At 48.3% G+C, this 19,749-nt stretch carries 16 protein-coding genes; 8 read left to right on the top strand and 8 right to left on the bottom strand.

The features are described 5' to 3' along the window. Nucleotides 1-69 precede the first annotated feature (69 nt). Entirely contained in the window at nucleotides 70-537 is a 468-nt protein-coding gene (hycA, locus tag LC084_RS02345) for a formate hydrogenlyase regulator HycA (RefSeq protein WP_226569018.1), read from the bottom strand. Between the two features lie 225 nt (nucleotides 538-762). Between hycA and hypA the strand changes: the two genes are divergently transcribed. The 6 genes from hypA to flhA all read left to right on the top strand — a co-directional run bounded on the left by hypA (nucleotide 763) and on the right by flhA (nucleotide 6,595). After that, nucleotides 763-1,107, top strand: coding sequence for a hydrogenase maturation nickel metallochaperone HypA (hypA, locus tag LC084_RS02340; protein WP_226569016.1), 345 nt, complete (start codon nucleotides 763-765; stop codon nucleotides 1,105-1,107). 9 nt (nucleotides 1,108-1,116) lie between these two features. Then, nucleotides 1,117-2,001, top strand: a complete 885-nt coding sequence (gene hypB, locus LC084_RS02335; protein ID WP_226569014.1) for a hydrogenase nickel incorporation protein HypB — start codon at nucleotides 1,117-1,119, stop codon at nucleotides 1,999-2,001. Further along, complete coding sequence (locus LC084_RS02330; RefSeq protein ID WP_226569012.1) at nucleotides 1,992-2,267, top strand: HypC/HybG/HupF family hydrogenase formation chaperone; 276 nt, start codon at nucleotides 1,992-1,994, stop codon at nucleotides 2,265-2,267. Before hypB ends, LC084_RS02330 begins: the two co-directional genes overlap by 10 nt. Before the next feature lies 1 nt (nucleotide 2,268). After that, a complete protein-coding gene (gene hypD / locus LC084_RS02325) occupies nucleotides 2,269-3,390 on the top strand; it encodes a hydrogenase formation protein HypD (protein ID WP_226569010.1) in 1,122 nt (373 codons plus the stop codon). Beyond that, nucleotides 3,387-4,397 carry a hydrogenase expression/formation protein HypE gene (gene hypE / locus LC084_RS02320; protein ID WP_226569008.1) on the top strand — a complete coding sequence of 337 codons (1,011 nt, stop codon included), beginning with the start codon at nucleotides 3,387-3,389 and terminating at the stop codon, nucleotides 4,395-4,397. The genes hypD and hypE overlap by 4 nt, the downstream gene beginning before the upstream one ends. 110 nt (nucleotides 4,398-4,507) lie before the next feature. Continuing rightward, nucleotides 4,508-6,595 (top strand): formate hydrogenlyase transcriptional activator FlhA, encoded by a 2,088-nt coding sequence (gene flhA, locus LC084_RS02315; protein WP_226569006.1) that lies wholly within the window; start codon nucleotides 4,508-4,510, stop codon nucleotides 6,593-6,595. Nucleotides 6,596-6,664: 69 nt separating this feature from the next. Here flhA and LC084_RS02310 read toward each other — a convergent pair whose 3' ends face one another. The 5 genes from LC084_RS02310 to LC084_RS02290 all read right to left on the bottom strand — a co-directional run bounded on the left by LC084_RS02310 (nucleotide 6,665) and on the right by LC084_RS02290 (nucleotide 12,412). After that, the gene (locus LC084_RS02310; protein ID WP_226569005.1) at nucleotides 6,665-7,147 is read right to left on the bottom strand and encodes a hypothetical protein; all 483 of its coding nucleotides are present in this window, start codon (nucleotides 7,145-7,147) and stop codon (nucleotides 6,665-6,667) included. Next, nucleotides 7,144-7,935, bottom strand: coding sequence for a winged helix-turn-helix domain-containing protein (locus tag LC084_RS02305; RefSeq protein ID WP_226569003.1), 792 nt, complete (start codon nucleotides 7,933-7,935; stop codon nucleotides 7,144-7,146). The genes LC084_RS02310 and LC084_RS02305 overlap by 4 nt, the downstream gene beginning before the upstream one ends. A 238-nt stretch (nucleotides 7,936-8,173) precedes the next feature. After that, nucleotides 8,174-8,875 carry a hypothetical protein gene (locus tag LC084_RS02300; protein WP_226569001.1) on the bottom strand — a complete coding sequence of 234 codons (702 nt, stop codon included), beginning with the start codon at nucleotides 8,873-8,875 and terminating at the stop codon, nucleotides 8,174-8,176. 856 nt (nucleotides 8,876-9,731) lie between these two features. After that, nucleotides 9,732-10,283 carry a GNAT family N-acetyltransferase gene (locus LC084_RS02295; protein ID WP_226568999.1) on the bottom strand — a complete coding sequence of 184 codons (552 nt, stop codon included), beginning with the start codon at nucleotides 10,281-10,283 and terminating at the stop codon, nucleotides 9,732-9,734. A gap of 74 nt (nucleotides 10,284-10,357) precedes the next feature. Next, nucleotides 10,358-12,412 carry a putative bifunctional diguanylate cyclase/phosphodiesterase gene (locus LC084_RS02290; RefSeq protein ID WP_226568997.1) on the bottom strand — a complete coding sequence of 685 codons (2,055 nt, stop codon included), beginning with the start codon at nucleotides 12,410-12,412 and terminating at the stop codon, nucleotides 10,358-10,360. A gap of 505 nt (nucleotides 12,413-12,917) precedes the next feature. Between LC084_RS02290 and LC084_RS02285 the strand changes: the two genes are divergently transcribed. After that, the gene (locus LC084_RS02285) at nucleotides 12,918-14,072 is read left to right on the top strand and encodes a mandelate racemase/muconate lactonizing enzyme family protein (RefSeq protein WP_226568996.1); all 1,155 of its coding nucleotides are present in this window, start codon (nucleotides 12,918-12,920) and stop codon (nucleotides 14,070-14,072) included. Further along, the gene (locus LC084_RS02280; RefSeq protein WP_226568994.1) at nucleotides 14,065-15,351 is read left to right on the top strand and encodes an MFS transporter; all 1,287 of its coding nucleotides are present in this window, start codon (nucleotides 14,065-14,067) and stop codon (nucleotides 15,349-15,351) included. Before LC084_RS02285 ends, LC084_RS02280 begins: the two co-directional genes overlap by 8 nt. Nucleotides 15,352-15,980: 629 nt before the next feature. On the opposite strand, the gene LC084_RS02275 is transcribed toward LC084_RS02280, so the two are convergent. Beyond that, nucleotides 15,981-17,579, bottom strand: a complete 1,599-nt coding sequence (locus LC084_RS02275) for an APC family permease (protein WP_226568992.1) — start codon at nucleotides 17,577-17,579, stop codon at nucleotides 15,981-15,983. Between the two features lie 523 nt (nucleotides 17,580-18,102). After that, nucleotides 18,103-19,395 carry a citrate synthase gene (locus LC084_RS02270; RefSeq protein ID WP_404808346.1) on the bottom strand — a complete coding sequence of 431 codons (1,293 nt, stop codon included), beginning with the start codon at nucleotides 19,393-19,395 and terminating at the stop codon, nucleotides 18,103-18,105. Nucleotides 19,396-19,749: the final 354 nt, after the last annotated feature.

The raw sequence follows: 19,749 nt of genomic DNA, 5'->3' as shown, positions 1-19,749 counted from the left end.
CGATAGTCATTTATGACGAAAACATGCCGCAAACTGTCAATTTCGACAGATGTCGACACAAACAAAGGCTCAGGCCAGTGCGTGGCGGGCCAGTTCTTGTTTAAGCTCACTAACATTCAGTGGCGTATCATCATGTACTGCCTGATACAGGCTGTCGTAGACACTGCCGATTTTGCCAAGGTAGTGATCCAGAACCTGCTGGCGGTCGCGAATATTCACACTGTTATCCATCTGCCCGGCATTGCTCAGCTCAGCCGTGCCAATCAGTAGCCGGGTGTTATCATCACGGGTACTTAAGGCATATTCGATGGTGTGGCAGTTAAAGCCTTTAGCTGGCTCAATATGCACAATGAAGTGGTCAAACAGCACAAAACAGAGGTCTTCGTCGGGGCTGCATCCCACGGCGTGGTACAGGTGTGCTTTTGATAACGTGACGGCCTGAATCAGGGTATTGCAGTAGGTATGCCACTGATCCTGTAGCTGGCGATGCCGGTCGGCAATGTATTCAGCTTTTTCGCTCAGTTCCCAAATGGTCATGTTGCGTTACTCTTTTGATGGAAGTTCCCTCCATAAGCACATAGCGTGCCAATTTTTAATTCATTGATTATTATATATTTATTTAAAATATCACATAATAACCCGATTTTTGACATGTCATTTTCGTCATCTTCGTCATCGCTGACGACATTTCTTTACCTTGCATAAAATAAACGTGGCACTTTTATTGCATAGGCTGCGCAGGGTGATTCACGAGGAGAAGTTATGCACGAAATTACACTCTGCCAACGCGCTATCGAATTAATGGAGCAACAGGCTCGCCAGAACAACGCACAGCGCATTACCGCAGTCTGGCTCAAGATTGGCGCGTTCTCCTGCGTGGAAACCAGCGCACTGACCTTCTGTTTCGAACTGGTGTGCCGCGGCACACTGGCCGAAGGCTGTGCTTTACATATAGAAGAACAACAGGCGGAGTGCTGGTGCCCGGATTGCCAGCAATATGTCACGTTATTAACCCAGCGCGTGCGCCGTTGCCCGCAGTGCCAGAGCGATAAGCTCCAGATAGTGGCCGATGACGGTATGCAGATAATGCGCCTGGAAATCGAGTAGGAGTTCTGTATGTGTACCACTTGTGGTTGCGGTGAAGGCAACCGTTATATCGAAGGCGATGAGCATAATCCCCACTCACCTTTTCGCAGTGCGCCTTTCGCGGCGTCGGCTTCTGTTTCTCATAAACTGAGTATCACCGGACTTGCGCCGGAAACCACACATTTCACGCCAGATGAACTGACAGGCGGTGACCTGCACTATGGGCACGGTGAAGCCGGAAGCCACGCACCTGGCCAAAGCCAACGCCGTATGCTGGAAGTTGAAATTGATGTGCTGGATAAAAACAACCAACTGGCTCGCCAAAACCGGGCCTGGTTTGCCACACAACAACAGTTAGTTCTCAACCTGGTCTCAAGCCCGGGTTCTGGTAAAACAACGCTGCTGACAGAAACCCTGAAACGCCTGCAAGGGCGTGTGCCGTGCGCGGTTATCGAAGGCGACCAGCAAACCATTAACGATGCCGCACGCATCCGTGAAACCGGCACACCAGCAATCCAGGTGAACACCGGTAAAGGCTGCCATCTTGATGCACAAATGATTCACGATGCCATGCACCGCCTGCCGCTGGACAACCACGGCATTCTGTTTATTGAAAATGTAGGCAACCTGGTGTGCCCGGCCAGTTTTGATTTGGGTGAGCGCCATAAAGTGGCGGTATTGTCGGTTACCGAAGGTGAAGACAAGCCACTGAAATACCCGCATATGTTCGCCGCCGCCTCGCTGATGATCCTCAATAAAGTCGATTTACTGCCGTACCTGGATTTTGACGTGGAGAAATGCCTCGCTTACGCCCGTGAAGTTAACCCGGAAATTGAAATCATTTCGCTGTCTGCCACGAAAGGTGACGGCATGGAGACCTGGCTTAACTGGCTGGAGGCACAACAATGTGTATAGGCATTCCTGGGCAAATCAGCGCCCTGCTGGATGACAACCAGGCAAAAGTCGATGTGTGCGGCATCCAGCGCGATGTCGATTTAAGCCTTGTAGGGCAGCATGATGAACAGGGCCAACCGCGGCTTGGGCAATGGGTGCTGGTGCATGTTGGGTTTGCCATGAGTGTCATTGATGAGCAGGAAGCCAGGGACACGCTGGAAGCCTTACAAAATATGTTTGATGTTGAGCCAGATGTCGGCGCACTGCTGTACGGCGAGGAGCGTTAATATGCATCTGGTCGATGAATACCGCGACCCGGAACAGGTACGCAAACTTCTGGCGCACCTTGCACAACGGGCTCCGCTGTTGGATGCCACGCCAGAGCATCCACTGCGGATCATGGAAGTTTGTGGCGGGCACACCCATGCCATTTTCAAGTTTGGCCTGGACCAGTTATTGCCGCCCAATATCGAGTTTATCCACGGTCCTGGTTGCCCGGTGTGTGTGCTGCCTATGGGGCGTATTGATACCTGTATCGATATTGCCCGAAGGCCTGGTGTTATCTTTTGTACCTTTGGCGATGCACTACGCGTACCTGGCCGCCAGGGCTCCCTGCTGGATGCCAAAACAGCAGGTGCGGATATCCGTATTGTCTATTCGCCAATGGACGCACTGAAACTGGCCCAGCAAAACCCGGAACATAAAGTCGTGTTCTTCGGGCTGGGTTTTGAAACAACTATGCCTGCCACGGCCATCACCCTGCGCCAGGCAAAAGCGAAAAACATCAGTAATTTTTATTTTTTCTGCCAGCACATCACGCTGATCCCTACGCTGCAAAAATTACTGGAGCAGCCAGATAACCAGATTGATGCTTTTCTGGCCCCTGGCCATGTCAGTATGGTTATAGGTACTCAGGCTTATAATTTCATTACGCAACAATTTAATCGGCCTTTAGTGGTCGCTGGTTTCGAACCCCTTGATCTACTGCAAGGCGTAACCATGCTGGTTGAGCAGAAAATAGCGAATCACGCATGCGTTGAGAACCAGTACAGCCGCGTGGTACCTAATGAAGGCAACAAACTGGCACAGCAGGCAATTGCCGATGTATTTGTGGTCAATGGCGATAGTGAATGGCGTGGCCTGGGTGTTATTGATGCTTCCGGGGTGCATTTAACCCCTGAGTACCAGCGTTTTGACGCCGAACGCCACTTTAACCCGGTGCGCCAGTCAGTCAATGACGACCCACGGGCCAGGTGTGGCGATGTACTTACTGGCCGGTGTAAACCACATCAGTGCCCACTATTTGGCAAAACCTGCAACCCACAAAGCGCGTTTGGCGCGCTGATGGTGTCTTCAGAAGGTGCCTGTGCTGCCTGGTATCAATATCGAGCAGAGGAACCTGTGGCATGAAAACCGTCACCCTCGCCCACGGTAGTGGTGGGCAGGCAATGCAACAACTTATCGCCCAGCTGTTTATGCACGCCTTCGACAACCCCTGGCTGGCAACCCAGGAAGATCAGGCACGCTTACCGCTGGATGTGTTAACCAAAAGTGGTAACCACCTGGCATTTTCCACCGACAGCTACGTCATCGACCCTTTATTCTTTCCCGGTGGGAACATCGGCAAACTTGCCATCTGTGGTACCGCCAACGATGTTTCAGTCAGTGGTGGAATACCTCGCTGGATTTCTTGTGGGTTTATTCTGGAAGAAGGCCTGGATTATGACATCCTGGAAAAGGTTGTCACCAGTATGGCCAAAACGGCCAAAGATGCAGGTATTGCCGTGGTCACCGGGGATACCAAAGTCGTGCCGCGCGGGGCAGCAGACAAGCTGTTTATTAACACCGCCGGTATCGGCGCTGTACCCCACCACCTTAATTGGGGCGCAAACCAGGTCAAACCTGGGGATATGATTCTGGTGAGTGGCACACTGGGCGACCATGGCGCAACCATTCTTAACTTGCGTGAATCCCTTGGGCTGGATGGTGAGTTACGCAGCGACTGTGCTGTATTGACCCCACTGATTCAGGCGGTAACAGGCCTGCAGGGCATTAAAGCCATGCGCGATGCCACCCGTGGCGGCGTGAATGCCGTTCTGCATGAGTACGCAGCAGTCAGTGCCTGTGGGATGGAAATTAATGAAGCCAACCTGCCTTTACACCCGGCTGTACGCGGTGTGTGTGAATTACTGGGGTTGGATGCACTCAATTTTGCCAATGAAGGCAAGTTAGTTATTGTTGTGGCACGCGATAAAGCCGAAGGTGTGCTGGCGCAACTTCGTGCCCACCCCCTTGGCGCAGAGGCTGCCATTATTGGCGAGGTAGTCGAACGCAAAGGCGTGCGAGTCACCGGTTTATACGGTGTAAAACGTACTCTCGATCTCCCTCACGCGGAGCCATTACCGCGCATTTGTTGATGGCATAAGTTTTTGGCGTTTCTTTTTTGCCATTCGTTAAGATGTACTAAAGTCACACATGAAAATAATAACAAGGTGCGCCCTAAGGCGCGCCTGACTGGATGGGCACTATGTCATATACACCGATGAGCGATCTCGGGCAGCAAGGTCTGTTCGATATCACCCGGACTTTATTGCAACAAGCTGATTTGTGTGCGCTTTCCGAAGCTCTCACCCTGTTGGTTCGCCAGGCCGGTTTGGCAGACCAGGCGAATATTCTGCTGTGGCAATCTCACCATCAGCGCGCCAGCTTCTATGGCACCGATGGCAAGGGCGCACAACTGGAGTATGAAGACGAAACGGCGCTGGCGAACGGCCCATTACGCCGAATATTGTCACGCCCTGAAGCGCTGCATTGCGAGTACGAAGAATTTAAAGAGACCTGGCCACAACTGGCTCAAATGCCACTGTATCGCACGTTTGGCCACTATGGGTTGTTACCCCTGGCGGCTGAAGGCCATATTTTTGGTGGATGCGAATTTATCCGCCAAAACACACAAAACTGGAGTGAAAAAGAGTTTGGCCGCCTGCAAATCTTTACCCAGGTGGCAGGTGTTGCCGCTGAGCAGATTCAGCACCGCCTGACCTCCAGTTACGAATACCAGATTTTGTGCCGGGAACGGGATGATTTCCGTATTCTGGTTGCCATTACCAATGCTGTCTTGTCAAAATTGCATCTCGATGAGCTGGTCAGTGAAGCGGCAAAAGAGATCCATCACTACTTTAATATTGATTCTATCAGTGTGGTGTTGCGTAACTCGCGCAAGAACAAGGTCAGCATCTGGTCTACGCATTATGTTGATAAAGCCGCACCAGTACACGACCAGAGCGAAGTAGACGAAGCAGGTACCTTATCTGAACGGGTATTTAAAAGCCGGGAAATGCTGCTGGTAAACCTGAACCAGCGTGATGAACACGCGCCTTATGAACGCATGCTGTTTGAAATGTGGGGCAACCAAATCCAGACACTGTGCCTGTTACCACTGATGTTCGGGCAAAACATTGTTGGCGTACTGAAGCTGGCTCAATGCGAAGAAAAAGTCTTTACTGCCAGTAATATAAAGTTATTGCGCCAAATTGCTGAGCGTATTGCTATTGCGGTAGACAATGCGCTGGCGTACCAGGAAATTCACCGGCTCAAAGAAAAACTGGTGGATGAAAACCTGGCGCTGACTGAACAAATTAATAATGTCTCCAGTGAGTTTGGTGAAATTATTGGCCGCAGTGATGTGATGTCATCGGTCATGAAGCAAGTGGAAATGGTTGCACAGAGCGACAGTACCGTTCTGATCCTTGGGGAAACCGGTACCGGCAAGGAACTGATAGCCCGTGCTATCCATAACCTGAGCGGGCGTAATAACCGGCGCATGGTAAAAATCAACTGCGCGGCCATGCCTGCCGGTTTACTGGAAAGTGATCTGTTCGGCCATGAACGTGGCGCGTTTACTGGTGCCAGCACCCAACGTATTGGCCGCTTTGAACTGGCAGATAAAAGTTCGCTGTTTCTCGATGAAGTGGGTGATATGCCGCTGGAATTACAGCCGAAATTATTACGCGTATTACAAGAGAAAGAGTTTGAGCGCCTTGGCAGTAATAAAGTCATCAACGCCGACGTCAGGTTGATTGCCGCAACCAACCGGGATTTGAAACAGATGGTCACCGACAGGGAATTTCGCAGCGACCTCTACTACCGGCTTAATGTCTTCCCTATTCAGTTACCTCCCCTGCGTGAACGCCGGGAAGATATTCCATTACTGGTAAAAGCGTTCACATTCAAGATAGCCCGCCGTATGGGGCGCAGCATTGACAGTATTCCGGCAGAAACACTGCGCACCTTAAGCCGCATGGACTGGCCGGGTAACGTGCGTGAACTGGAAAATGTCATCGAACGTGCTGTGCTGTTAACCCGTGGTAGTGTGCTGCAACTGTCGTTGCCTGAACAAGTTACGCTGAATGAACGAGCCAGCTTTGAGCTACCGGAAGATACCGATACGCCATTGCAGGGCGAAGATGAAGGCCAGCAAATTCTGCGTGTTCTGAAAGAAACAAATGGCGTGGTCGCCGGGCCCCGTGGAGCAGCACAACGCCTTGGTATCAAGCGCACCACATTGCTTTCACGAATGAAACGGTTAGGTATAACCAAAGAGATGATTGAGTAAAACGTGCGTACTTCACAGCCACCGGGCTCCGTTGCCCGGTGGCATCCAGCCCGTTGCACTGAGCCTGCGTTATTTCGCCTGGTGCATGCACAGTGCAATTGGCGACACAACATTGCCAATAACCAGTGACTGGGAATTCACCGGGTTAATATACAACACCATTGAATTGCCAAGGCTCAGGCGCTTAAAGACTATCGGGAACACATTCTCCGGCAGGTCATCATGCCCCATGCGTTCCATGCTGGTCACTTTCAAGCGGTACTGGTTCAGGACAATATTGTCGTAGTCGAACACAGCCTGGCGTGACAATGAATACAGCTGATTCTGGTAACGAACTTTCCCGGACAACAGGAACTGCCCAATGTTTTTCCCAGAGGCGTGGAAAGTAATTGTGCCATCATAAGAAAGTGGCACCACAGATGCCGCATCTTCATAATGCAGGCTGGCTTCGCAATTCAACAGCACCGGGTCTGCGGTACTGGTCATTTTGACTGCCGCCAGCACGCACATTGCCACCACCAACACACCCGCCAGAATGCGCGACACCATCATTTCTTACTCCAGTTATATTTATAGGTACTGTCGCAATAAAGCAGGTTACTTTGTCCTTTCTCCTGTGAACAAGTGGCAAAAAATATCCGCCCTTCACGGCCTAAATAAACTTGTTTTTGGATTTGGAAATAAATCACGGCGGGTTCGCTCAGGCATTTTTCTTTTAGGTCTGGCGCAGTCTGGTTGAGTATCTCCAGCGCATTTTTTTTCATATCCGGGCTTAACTTATGCCAGGTGTTTAACTGGCATAACCCCAGTTTTCCTTGCGAGTAAACTTTGCTGTACAACGGAGTGATATGTACCTCACGGTAACTTTTCACTGCAAGGGTAACCACCAGCAAAATGGCGGCAATCAGCCCCAGATTAACAACCAGAGGAATAAGAGACGAACGCGAAGAATGGGCGGGTATTTCGTCTACTTTTTCAGGTTCTTCATCCGCGGCTTCAACCCAGGGAACAACGGAAATATCTGCATTAAAATAGAACCCGACTCGTGGGACGGAAACAATAATATCGGTATCAGAAATCCACTCAGAGAGGGCCTTACGCAAAATACTGATGTACTGGTTAAGAGAGCTGTTTGAACCAGCATGCCCCTGAGATTCCCAGACCTTATCAAGAATGTCTTCACGTTTAAAAACTTCACCCGGTGCAGACAGTAATAAGGCAAGAATACGGTTAGCTGTAGGCGTAAGTGTTTTTGCGTCATCCTGATTCACTGCACCTTGCAATATGAAGGCACCACTTTCCGTGTCATAGATGACCGTATTAGCAATAAGATAATTCATATAGGGTAAGGTTAAGGCCGCCTTTAGTGTCCGTGTGCTTCCTGTCACCAGGATGGGCAAAGCATAGCATAGTTCTGTAACTATGCAGTTGTACAACCATGCGATTATCCCATTACATGGTTATACAACTCTCTTTTACACCTTATATTTTTACACCAGCACATGCTTATCAAACGCGGCTGCCACAAAAAATCTACGCCGGGAGATAACGTTAACGGGGGGCTGACATTAACGCATATTAGTGCGCATACTGAAAAGCGCCAGTCTCCTGGCCAGAGACGCGTTTCCATGCAACAGTGCTACGCACATTGGTGATGGGTTCATGCAGTTCCAATTCAACTTTATGCAACATATTGAGAAAGTACAGGGTAATATAAAAATCGCTGTTCTTAGTGCAGTGAATTTTATTCATAATATTACGTTTCTTATTCGAAACAGATTTCACATTATTGCCTGTTACCCGGGCAATTTGCTTTGCCCTCATGCAAGAAAAATAGTCATTGATAAATGATAATTCACACGGTGTGAAAAGTGACTTCTCTCTGTCACCGTCAGGAAAATAAGGCCGGGTACTGTAATTCCTGTTAAACCCTTTAATTAACGATTCCAAATTATTACGTAAGCTGGCAATATCGTTATCAACACAAACAAATTTATTGATATTTTCAGGTGAAAATTCACAAACAATATTATAAAAATACTCTGAACAGAAAATCAAATCATAAACATCAAGTGATAATTTCTGAAAGCGCTGCAATTCCAGAAATGGGGTAGCATCAACCACTGCAGCCATTTTTAGGTGGGAAATATTCAACTGGCTATTTTTCAGAATATCATCCATCACTTTTGTTATTGCCAGTGTAATGAAATAGTTTTCACCATCAATATGAATTTGGTTGTTCATAATAGACCCTTTAAGCCTTAACTTTTTGTTAGTCATGCAGACAATAAACAGGCTTCAGTCATGCACACGATTCAAGTTCGGCAGATTGTGCTCTGAAGCATTGCTTTGTTTCCCATCACGCTGGCGGAAAACCCGCAATGCCAGCCAGGAATATAAAACCATTCATATGACAGTATGTAAAATTAAACACCATTAAATTGTTATTTTTAATTTATTAATATCATTAAAATAAAAAATACCAGAATAAAAAACCAACAAAACTTAACGCAAACGAATCAGAAAATAGAAAATCCTGAAAAAAAAGCCGCTATATAAAATCTTAAAAAGGCTATTTATGTGATGCATGTAGCATTTTTAATGCGTTTTAATGCTTCAAATTAACAGGAATTTAACCAACAAACCAAAACAAGAAACATTTTAAAAATATTAAGAACATTTGGGATTTTTCACTATAAGAGCCTATCCCAGTAGGCGTTATTGTCGCAGCCAGTCTGGACACGGACAGCGCGCAGAAACCGGAGCGTACACGGAGTACGTGAGGACTTCGAGCACTGCCCAGATTCAAAACGGAAAGTAAAATAGCCCTAATGGGACAGGTTCTAAATGTGAAGTTGATACCAGTGTAAACAACTGGCCACCGGGAATAGATTAATGGCAGGCTTCGGGAAAAACCGTATTCAGAGAAAATAGAGTGAGATAGAGAGAAAATAGAGAGATGAACTCGCCCAGCAGAAAAACCACTTATGATATAAATTGCACTAAAAATAATTCAGCAGCCCCCTACAACTTATGGGTAAAATCACCCTGCATACACCAACAGGCCATTTTATTCATAGCCTGGCATTAATAAATACAACATGCAGTTTAACTTGTTACTCATTAGTGGCGAGCTTTATTCGCTGGGCAAGTGGTAAGATAGCCACTCTTCACGGGTTAACTCCCATAAAGATGTTGCAAACACACCACCAACATAATTTTGTGTATACGATTTTATTTTGCGCATATGTTGGGCTTTTGAAATAACCTCTGAACGAGCGTTAACCGTCGCCTTTTCAACCCGTAATAATGGGCGGTTAAGTTCTGTAAACCAATAGGCATTGGCACATTCACAGGCTTCAGCCATTAACCCCTGGTGTTGATATTCAGGTGCCAGCCAAAAACCACGGTGGTTATCTTCCTTATCATAAAGACCGATTATGCCAATCAGTTTATCTGGCGCAGACTTCAAGCGTAACGACCATATCCATGCCTGTTGAGCTTCCATAGCAGGCAAGGCAACCTCAGACAAAAATTTTTGTGCACCATCAGCAGGATAAGGCCAGGGTATCGAAGCCACCAGATAACGAACAATTTCCCAACGAGGGAAAGTCTTTTGTATCTGCGGAGCATCACTCTGGCAGAGTGGCTGCAACAATAACCGTTCAGTTTCCAGATAAGGCACCATAGCAACACCCAATAACAATTACAGTTCAAAATGGCAAGTAAAATAGCCCTAATGGGACAGGCTCTTAGTGTTAATTACCGCTTATGGAGAAGAGGAATGACTGATTTGGCCGGTAGCGGTTTCCCTAATAAATACCCTTGCAGTACATCACAACCAAGCCCGGTGAAAAAGTTCTTTTGTGCCACTGTTTCTACTCCCTCAGCAACGACATTGAGCTTCAGGGACCGGGCCAAATCAATAATCAGAGCCACAATTGCCGTGTTTTGTGAGTTGGGGTCCGTATCTTTTATAAACGCCCGATCAATTTTCAGTTCACTGGCCGGTAACGCTTTCAGATAGAGTAAATTCGCGTAACCAGTCCCAAAATCATCAATCGAGATCTTCACCCCACGGGCTTTCAATTGGGCCAGGCGAGAAGCGCTCTCTTGTGGGTTATTAATTGCCGAGGTTTCCGTTATTTCCAGTGTCAGTACGTCTGGTGGTAGCTGGTATTTCTCAAGGCAAGTGAGCACTTGCGCGACAAGGCCAGGTTGTGCCAGTTGCAAGGCAGATAAATTGACTGCCACAGACCAGTGAGTGGCACCTTCAGCCCGCCACTGCGCCAATTGGCGGCAGGCCTCGTCCAGCACCCAATTCCCTAAAGGGATAATTAAACCGAATTTCTCAGCACAAGGCAGAAAACTGTCTGGTGCCAGCATTCCCCTCTCGGGATGTTGCCAGCGAATTAAGGCTTCAAAGCCAAGAACTCCCCCCGTGGGAGCACAAAATTTAGGCTGGTAATACAGGCAAAACTCCTGATTTCTGAGAGCCTGGTGCAATTCACCAACCAGTTGGTTTTCCTGGATTTGCCGGTCGCCCATCCTTTTCTGGTAAAAATGAAAGTTATTACGCCCGTTCTGTTTGGTGTAATACATCGCGGTGTCAGCATTAAACATTAGCTCACGGACATCGCGCCCATCCTCCGGATAAAGTGCAATACCCACACTCAAACTTACCCGCACTGATTGTTCAGCTACCACATAAAGCGCGGCCATACTCTCAACCAATTTTTTGGCAATTCCGGCCGCTTCGATTGCGCGTTCTATGGGCATAAACAGAACAAACTCATCCCCTCCCTGCCGGGCAAGGATCCCTCGGTCTGCCAAAACGGGCTTCATACGAGCCACAGCCTCCACCAGCAGTAAATCCCCGGATTGGTGGCCTAGCCTGTCATTAACTTGTTTGAAGTCATCCAAATCAAGGAACATTAATGCAAAACGCCCATTCTCACGGTGAGCATTGTCCAGAATGACAGCCAGTTGTTCTTCCAGCCACCCGCGATTAGGCAGGCCAGTTAACCCGTCGTAATGCGCACGTTTCGCCAGTTCAGCATTCGCCAGGGCTAACGAGCTAACCAGTTCGTTGGTTTTATCATGTAAGCGGGCATCAAACACCGAGGTCAACAGTGCAATACCCAGAATAGTCAGGCTAACCAGGGTGACAAGTAGTGCTATCCAACTACTGTTCAATCCTGGTGCCCCATGGCCATGTTCAGGGAAATGCGCGGCCATCATTCCGGTATAATGCATTCCCGCAATGCCAACGCCCATCACACAAGCAGCGGCAGCCCGATACAAATGCACCGCCCGGCGTCGCATACGCAAACGGAAAGTTAAATAAAGAGCGGCACCTGCCGCAATAAAGGCAACCATAATAGAGACGGCAACCCAGAACGGGTCCCAAATAATGGCTGGTGAGATTTCCACGGCCATCATTCCGGTATAGTGCATTGCAACAATGCCACTTCCCATGGTGATACTGCCAAAAATTAACCGGTATACGGGCAATACAGAGTGGCAAACCAGGCGAAGAGCAAAAAGCGATGCCGCAATACCCAAAAGTAAAGAAAGCAGCGTCATTGGCAGGTTATAAGCAAGCCTGACTGGCATAACCATCGCCAACATACCAATAAAATGCATGGCCCAAATGCCAATCCCCATTGCTGTTCCACCACCAGCCAGCCACCAACGGGCAGCCCGGCTTTTTACTTCCATTACTCTGCCCGCCATATCCAAAGCGGTGTAAGACGCAACAACAGCAACCAGAAAAGAAATAGCCACAAGAACAAAATTATAGTGGGTAACCATCATACAAACATCTCAGGTAAACACAGCCCAGGGATCGGATTAACCGGGGGAAAACATACCAGAGTAAAACAGCGCACCACCGGACCGGGAATACGTGCTTGTCTATGGCCAGAAATTAGCAAAGCTATTGTGGCGAAAAGCCTAAGTTCTAATCAACAAAAATAATGAAAAACAAGGCCATATAGTCAATATGGTTTTAATTGAATTATGTAACAAAATAGCTACAAATAACCATAACCAATAATAAAACCACCAACACATAAGAAATATCCCAGGCAAAAAAAACAGAGGCTAACTTTCATTTCATTGAAGTGATAGTTGGGCAAAAGACTCCCCCAGAACAATTCCGCTCCACTGACTATCTGTGAGCATCCCCACAAACGACCAGGCAAATGCCCGAACACCATTCAGATAAAATAAAACATATCAACCGGATGCACAAAACAGTCTGGCCAGGCTTAGGCATAGAATAAATACGTTACTTATTTATTCACTCTAACCAGGGGGCATGATGAAAATAGAAAAAATAACCCTCACGCGTATTGCTATTCCTTTTGACTCTGGACGGGAAAAATATGCTGATGCGCACCAGGATTATAATGCGGCTTCACCTGCATTAAGTAAGATGGAGTCTTTACTGGTATGTATAGAAACCGATGATGGCTTGACAGGCTGGGGAGAAGCCTTTGGGCACTTAATTAACCCTGTCACTTTCTGTGCATTAGAACAATCCGTTGGGCCTTTTTTCCTTGGCAAAACACTGAGCACCAGAGCAGATCTCGATGCATTGATGACTAGCGCAGACTACGCCTTTCATGGTTTTGGGCGGACAGGGCCAGTACGTTATGCATTATCGGCAATAGATATCGCTCTGTGGGACTTGCTTTCCCGTAAAGCTGAACAACCTCTGTGGCGCTATCTTGGAGCCAAACGCCCTGTAATTCGCGTTTACCCAAGCCTTGTCAGTTATGGCAATGAACCGGCCAGGGTTGCAGAAAAAGCCCGTGAAGTATGGCAGCAAGGTTATGATGCTATCAAACTCCATGAAACGGCTCTCCCCGCGATTGCCGCCGTCCGTCGGGCCCTTCCAGCCGATGTGTCATTAATGGTCGATGTGAATTGCCCCTGGTCCGTGGAAGAAGCTTGCCAGCAGGCTGATGCATTACGTGAACTCAATCTCACCTGGCTGGAGGAACCCGTTTGGCCACCAGATGACTATGCAGGGCTGGCAACTGTTCGCCGCCATGGCGTTCCGCTTTCTGCCGGAGAGAATGCCGCTGGTGATGCAGATTTTGCCCGGCTGGTAAGCACCGGTGCTGTCGATATTTTACAACCCAGCGTTTGTAAAGTTGGCGGAATCAGCGGCATGTTACGGGTCTTTGCCCTTGGGCGGGAACATGCAGTCACTGTTATTCCTCACTGTTTTTATTATGGAGCCGGGCTTCTGGCAACAGCACATCTGATAAGCCTTTTGCCAGAGAATGTCCGCCTTGAAGTTCCCTGGGTTCAGTGGACGCCATTGCTCCACCCCTTCCTCAATATCCAACCTGAGATGACGTTACCTGACTCACCCGGACTTGGATTTGAACCGAACCCGGAAGTACTGGCTGATTTCACTATCGCCAGCGCAACCTGCATTTTCAATGGAGGTTCCCATGCTTAAAAACCGTTATCGCGTTGTCATAGCACTGCTGCTGTTCTTCGCCGGAATGCTCAACTATCTCGACAGAGCCGCATTATCAGTTATGGCACCCTTAATTAAGCACGACCTGAGTATGGACGATGCCCATATGGGTATTCTGTTCAGTTGTTTTTTTGTTGGGTACTGCGTGTTTTGCTTTATTGGTGGTTGGGGCGCTGACCGCCTGGGCCCACGGAAAGTGTATGCATGGGCCGCTGGGATCTGGTCTATATTTTGCGGAGCCACCGCGCTGGTTAGCGGCTTTTTTCATCTGCTCATCGTCCGGGTACTGTTTGGTATTGGTGAAGGCCCTATGGGGACAACCACCAATAAATCTATCGCAAACTGGTTCCCCAAATCAGAAGTGGGCCGTGCAGTTGGCTTTACTAATGCCGGGCAGCCATTAGGGGCTGCGATTGCCGCGCCTATCGTGGGGTTTGTCGGCCTGTGGTATGGCTGGCGAATCGCTTTCATCGTGATTGCCTGCCTTGGGTTCATCTGGCTGGGTGCCTGGTTACTGCTGTTTCGTGATAAGCCAGAAATGCACCCTTCAGTAAGCAAAGAAGAAGCGCAGTTTATCGCCGAGAACCGCCCGGCAACCAGTGTTCAGAATAGCGGCGATACACAACAGCATACCTTCTGGCACTACATCCTTTCCCCATCTGTACTGGGTGTGGCGGCTGCTTTCTTCTGCTTTAACTATATCCAGTATTTCTTTCTCTCCTGGCTGCCCAGTTATTTAACTGACTTCCAGCATCTGGATATCAAAAGCATGAGTATTATTGGCATTTTGCCCTGGTTAGGTGCCACGCTGGGCTTTATTGGTGGGGGCGGCGTGTGTGACGCCATTTACCGTAAGACGAATAACTTTCTGTTTTCACGTAAAATGGTCATTTTTATGGGCCTGGGTATCGCCGCTGTAAGTGTACTGGCTGCGGCATGGGCGCAAAGCCTGGCTGTTGCTGTCAGTTGCATCACACTGGCAACTATTTTTGCCTACATGACACCACAGGCATGCTGGTCGTTATTGCAAGATATTGTTCCGGCAGAACGTATTGGAACGACTGGTGGGTTTGTCCACCTGCTGGCTAACCTTGCCGGGATTATGTCCCCGGTCATCACTGGTTTTTTGATTCAATATGGCGGGGGTTACCACGCAGCATTTGTTCTGGCCAGTTGCCTGGCATTGGTGGGGATGCTGGCCTTGTTTGTGTTAGTCAGGAATAAAAACAAGGTGGCTTATTCCCTGAGCCAATTGTAACAAAATAAAACAACGCTTCACTCCGGCGGGTTAAATCGGCATTAACCCGCCAATTAAAAATTGTTTAACTTTCATAATATAAGCTTTTTACTGTGATGCTAATCCCATTTACCAATCTTAAAAATACCCTTTTCTTACATATAAACTGCATCTCATCACATAAATAGCGTACAAAATATCATCTAATTTCGCTATTGCCGTAGAACTATAACGGTATACTCTGTTCCACAAGACGCGATGATACGTCTGTTTACCTTCTTTTTATTTTACATAGCAAGCGGCTGGCTTATTTGTGCAGGGAAACCTGCCCATGGTATTCGGCATCATACTCATGTAATGCATTAATATAGAAAGTTTGCATTAGAATAAGCCCGCTATTTCTTGACCTTACACATCTTCCCCGTTTTTCTAAGTAAGTCTGTTGTATTCTTCTTGCAGGCAAACACGGCTCATATTCAACAATCTTCTGAATGTGTTACACAGCATCCAGCCAAAAAGAGACGGCCCTGAGGCTGCGCGACTCCCCCTTCAGGCAAGAAAAAAGAAACCCCGCCTGGGCAATATTATTCACCCAGGCGGGGAAACTAACGGCATTACCGTTGAATGTTACTGGCTATTAATTGAATGAATTACTGGGCATAACCTTCTTGATTAATGTGTTCAGTTACCAGCGTTTCATCTTCTTCTTCAGTGATTTCAGGCACTGCCAGGCTGGCACTTACGCCCCAGTAGTAGCACACCAGGCTAACCACAGCCGACAGGATCATATCCCACGGTGAGCTAATTAACCCGGTACCGCCAAACGTACCAAGACCGGAAATCACCATCATGGCGATATAATAAATCAACAACCACCAGGCACTACCAACATCGCGTTGATGATGTTGCCCTTTCTTCGCAAACAGGGCATACAAAACCCAGGCAACAATCAGGATTGGCAGCAAAATAATGTTAACTGACCAGCCACTCCAGTAAACCAGCAAAGTGCTGGCTACAAATGCCAGTGGACTTAGCAGATTAAACAGCGGCAGGCGGAAAGGACGGTGTAAATGGGGCAAATGGCGGCGGAAAGCACCGGCAGAAATAGGCCCAGGCAAATAGGTGAAGACTGTTGCTGAGGTAACGGCACCAATCAACCCACCCCACACCTGGAATTCGGACGGCAAGGTCCAGGCAATCGCCAACACCAGTGACAACCACAATGCACCACGCGGCACACCAGATTTTTCGTCTATTTTACCGAACACTTTAAATAAGTGGCCATTACGCGCCCATGCAAACAATACGCGGCTTGCACCAGCAAGGTAGATGTTACCCGTACCCGCCGGAGAGATAACGGCATCAACAAGAATAAGGTTAATCAGCCAGGTAATACCCAGGCTGCGAGCCAGATCAGCATAAGGTGATTGCAGTACCTGTTTCAGCCCATCCCAACCATGCGCACTCAATGCTTCTGAAGGTACAGCCCCCAGGAAAGCATATTGCAGCAGCAAATAAATCACGAAACTTAACCCAATCGCAATCATGATTGAGAGCGGGACATCACGCTGTGGGTTCTTTGCTTCACTTGCAAAATCTACCGCCTGGCGGAAGCCCAGGTATGCAAAGACAATCCCGGCCCCGGTGAGTGAGGAGAAGATACCGTGCGTGCCGCCAGGTGGTGGCGGTGGAACATCCAGGTTTGCACCATTGAAATACATAAATAATGTGACAATTGTCAGCAATGGCACAATGAATTTGAAAGCGGTGACAATGGTGTTAACCCGGCCAAACACTTTCACACTCCAGTAGTTCAGCAAGAAAAAGACCACCAGCAGCCCAATCTGCACCGCAAAACCTGCCGCCGTTGGGCTACCATCGGTGTGCCCCAAAGCAGGCCACCAGTAAACCGCATACTGGCGTACCGCCTCCACTTCAACCCCGGCTGTACTGGTATACGCCAGCAGAGAACTGACACCAATGACAAAACCCACTACATTTCCGTGTGAGTAGTTAGGGTAACGAACAAACCCCCCGGCGCGCGGTAAAGCCGCTGATAACTCAGCAAATACCAGGCCAATGAGTAATACGATTACGGCCCCCAGAATCCATGCCCAGCCTGTCTGTGCACCGGCATATCCTGCACTGGTGAGCGCGGCATAAAGCCAGCCCGAGCCAATCATTGACCCTATCCCCAGCAGGGTGAGATCGACTAATCCCAACCCCTTTTTTAGTCCATGTTTCACCATCTGACCTACCCCTTATTTTCAGTTCCGGCACTCACTGGCCCGGCTATCTGAACGCTTTGTTGATGTGATGTGTTGTGTAACGGAGTTCATTCAGCAGGTTGCATGCCAGCATGGGTATCTATGGGTAAAAAAATGTGTCTTTTTATATTTGAGGTATCGCTAAGTAACAGAGCAATGAAATTTGCAAACCAGGAGCAGAAAAAACGCGCAGATAAAACATCTGCCCGCCTGGTGAACTGCAGTATTTTTAAGGGTGGATCACACTACGCACCAAAGGTGTGCATACATAACAACGGGTAATTGCCACAGGCATGAATTCAGGGCCTGGACAGATGCAGGGCAATATTGTGGGGATGGATAAACAGAGAAAACCCGCCTGGGAAAGGCATAATCAATGCCCAGACTTCATCTGGCAAAATAGTACAGCAGCCGGAGTTACTACTTTTGTGCCACCAGTAAAATGACACCAATAAAGCGGCGTGCCTGCTTTATTGGTGTTAGTGAGCAAACCTGGTTGGGCAAATTACCCTTTACGGCGGGAAACAAAATCTCGCTGGGCCGGGCCAGTGTAGAGCTGGCGCGGGCGATAAATTTGCAAAGGCTCATCCACGGTTTCGTGCATTTCATTCCAATGCGCAACCCAACCCAGAGTACGACCAACTGCGGTAACAACTGTAAACATGGTCGACGGCAGGCCCATCGCTTTAAGAATCACTGCAGTGTAAAAATCGGCGCTGGGGAACAGTTTATTCTTAATAAAGTAGCTGTCATTCAGGGCAATATCTTCCAGCGCCATAGCAACCTGCAACAGGCTATCTTCCATACCTTGTTCTTTAAGTACCTTGTGGCAGGTTTCGCGTAAGATAGCTGCGCGAGGATCTGAGTGCGTATAACGCGAGTTACCAAAACCCAGGCGCCGGAATACTGAAGGCTGTGCCATAGCACGCGTAATAAACGCCGGGATTTCATCTATCTCACGGATCTCTTCCAGCATACTCATACAGGCTTCATTGGCACCACCATGTTGTGGTCCCCACAAAGAAGCCAGCCCTGCAGCAATACAGGCAAATGGATTGGCACCGGATGACCCAGCAGTACGCACAGTTGTGGTAGAAGCACACTGCCCGTGATCAGCATGGAGGATTAAAATTTGGTTCATCGCCTGTTCAAGCACCGGGTTTACCACATAAGGTTCCGCCTGCACACCAAACAGCATATGCAAGAAGTTACCGGCATAAGACAGGGAGTTACGCGGGTAATTGGCCGGTTGCTCAACAGTGTACTTGTAACTCATAGCGGCAAGCGTTGGCATTTTTGAAAGCAGGCGCACTTCTGCCAGGCGGCGATGTTCCGGATTAGAGACATCCACCATTTCATGGTAGAACGCGGCCAGCGCCCCGACCAATGCACACATTAATGCCATTGGGTGCGAATCACGGCGAAACCCACTGCACATTCTGGCCATTTGCTCATGCACCAGAGTATGCCGGGTAATCGTATTGCTAAACGCCTGGTATTCATCTTCTGTTGGTGCATCACCGTACAGCAGGATATAACTCAACTCTAAAAAATCACATTGAGTAGCCAGTTGATCCACCGGATAACCGCGATGCAGCAGTATGCTTTGTTCAGTATCTATATAGCTAATGGCCGATTTACACCCGGCCGTATTGCTGAAACCGGGGTCATAGCTACACAGCCCTTGTTGTGCCAGCGAGCGCAGATCTACAGCAGATTGCCCAAGGGTACCGGGGAGCACATCCAGCCCCACTGACGAATTGTCGTCTAAGAAAAGGGTGAGTTGTTGTGTCATGATGTTTATCTCTTCCTGCCTGTCAAAGTATCAATAATAAGCGATGCGGCTCTGTATCAGCACCTGACCAAATTAAGGCAATATTAAATATCGCCCTTATTTAGTTCTTTGATATCAACTCGTCAAACATCACATTGCCTGGTATAGCTATACATTTTTTGCGCTATATCTGCTCAACGGGTACTGGCGAGAATGCGTCAACACCAGATTAGTCGCACTGTCTGAGCAACACTACCACTTTCAGGTAGCCGCACGCAAAGGCGATTCCGTACGGGCTCCGCCAGTAACCGGGTGGTCCGTGCGCTATACGCCATTAAATAATTAGATAGAAAAGTTAAATTGATAGTAAAAATTAGA

Source organism: Mangrovibacter yixingensis (assembly GCF_020523985.1).
In the GTDB taxonomy this organism is placed as follows: domain Bacteria; phylum Pseudomonadota; class Gammaproteobacteria; order Enterobacterales; family Enterobacteriaceae; genus Mangrovibacter; species Mangrovibacter yixingensis.
This window is presented reverse-complemented; position numbering and strand designations above follow the sequence as displayed.

Excerpts from the sequence above, each read along its gene's own strand:
- LC084_RS02310 (WP_226569005.1), bottom strand. The coding sequence starts at position 7,147 with ATGATGGTGTCGCGCATTCTGGCGGGTGTGTTGGTGGTGGCAATGTGC.
- hypD (WP_226569010.1), top strand. The coding sequence starts at position 2,269 with ATGCATCTGGTCGATGAATACCGCGACCCGGAACAGGTACGCAAACTT.
- hypE (WP_226569008.1), top strand. The coding sequence starts at position 3,387 with ATGAAAACCGTCACCCTCGCCCACGGTAGTGGTGGGCAGGCAATGCAA.
- LC084_RS02305 (WP_226569003.1), bottom strand. The coding sequence starts at position 7,935 with ATGAATTATCTTATTGCTAATACGGTCATCTATGACACGGAAAGTGGT.
- LC084_RS02330 (WP_226569012.1), top strand. The coding sequence starts at position 1,992 with ATGTGTATAGGCATTCCTGGGCAAATCAGCGCCCTGCTGGATGACAAC.
- flhA (WP_226569006.1), top strand. The coding sequence starts at position 4,508 with ATGTCATATACACCGATGAGCGATCTCGGGCAGCAAGGTCTGTTCGAT.
- LC084_RS02300 (WP_226569001.1), bottom strand. The coding sequence starts at position 8,875 with ATGACTAACAAAAAGTTAAGGCTTAAAGGGTCTATTATGAACAACCAA.
- LC084_RS02295 (WP_226568999.1), bottom strand. The coding sequence starts at position 10,283 with ATGGTGCCTTATCTGGAAACTGAACGGTTATTGTTGCAGCCACTCTGC.
- LC084_RS02275 (WP_226568992.1), bottom strand. The coding sequence starts at position 17,579 with ATGGTGAAACATGGACTAAAAAAGGGGTTGGGATTAGTCGATCTCACC.
- LC084_RS02290 (WP_226568997.1), bottom strand. The coding sequence starts at position 12,412 with ATGATGGTTACCCACTATAATTTTGTTCTTGTGGCTATTTCTTTTCTG.
- hycA (WP_226569018.1), bottom strand. The coding sequence starts at position 537 with ATGACCATTTGGGAACTGAGCGAAAAAGCTGAATACATTGCCGACCGG.
- LC084_RS02285 (WP_226568996.1), top strand. The coding sequence starts at position 12,918 with ATGATGAAAATAGAAAAAATAACCCTCACGCGTATTGCTATTCCTTTT.
- LC084_RS02280 (WP_226568994.1), top strand. The coding sequence starts at position 14,065 with ATGCTTAAAAACCGTTATCGCGTTGTCATAGCACTGCTGCTGTTCTTC.
- hypA (WP_226569016.1), top strand. The coding sequence starts at position 763 with ATGCACGAAATTACACTCTGCCAACGCGCTATCGAATTAATGGAGCAA.
- hypB (WP_226569014.1), top strand. The coding sequence starts at position 1,117 with ATGTGTACCACTTGTGGTTGCGGTGAAGGCAACCGTTATATCGAAGGC.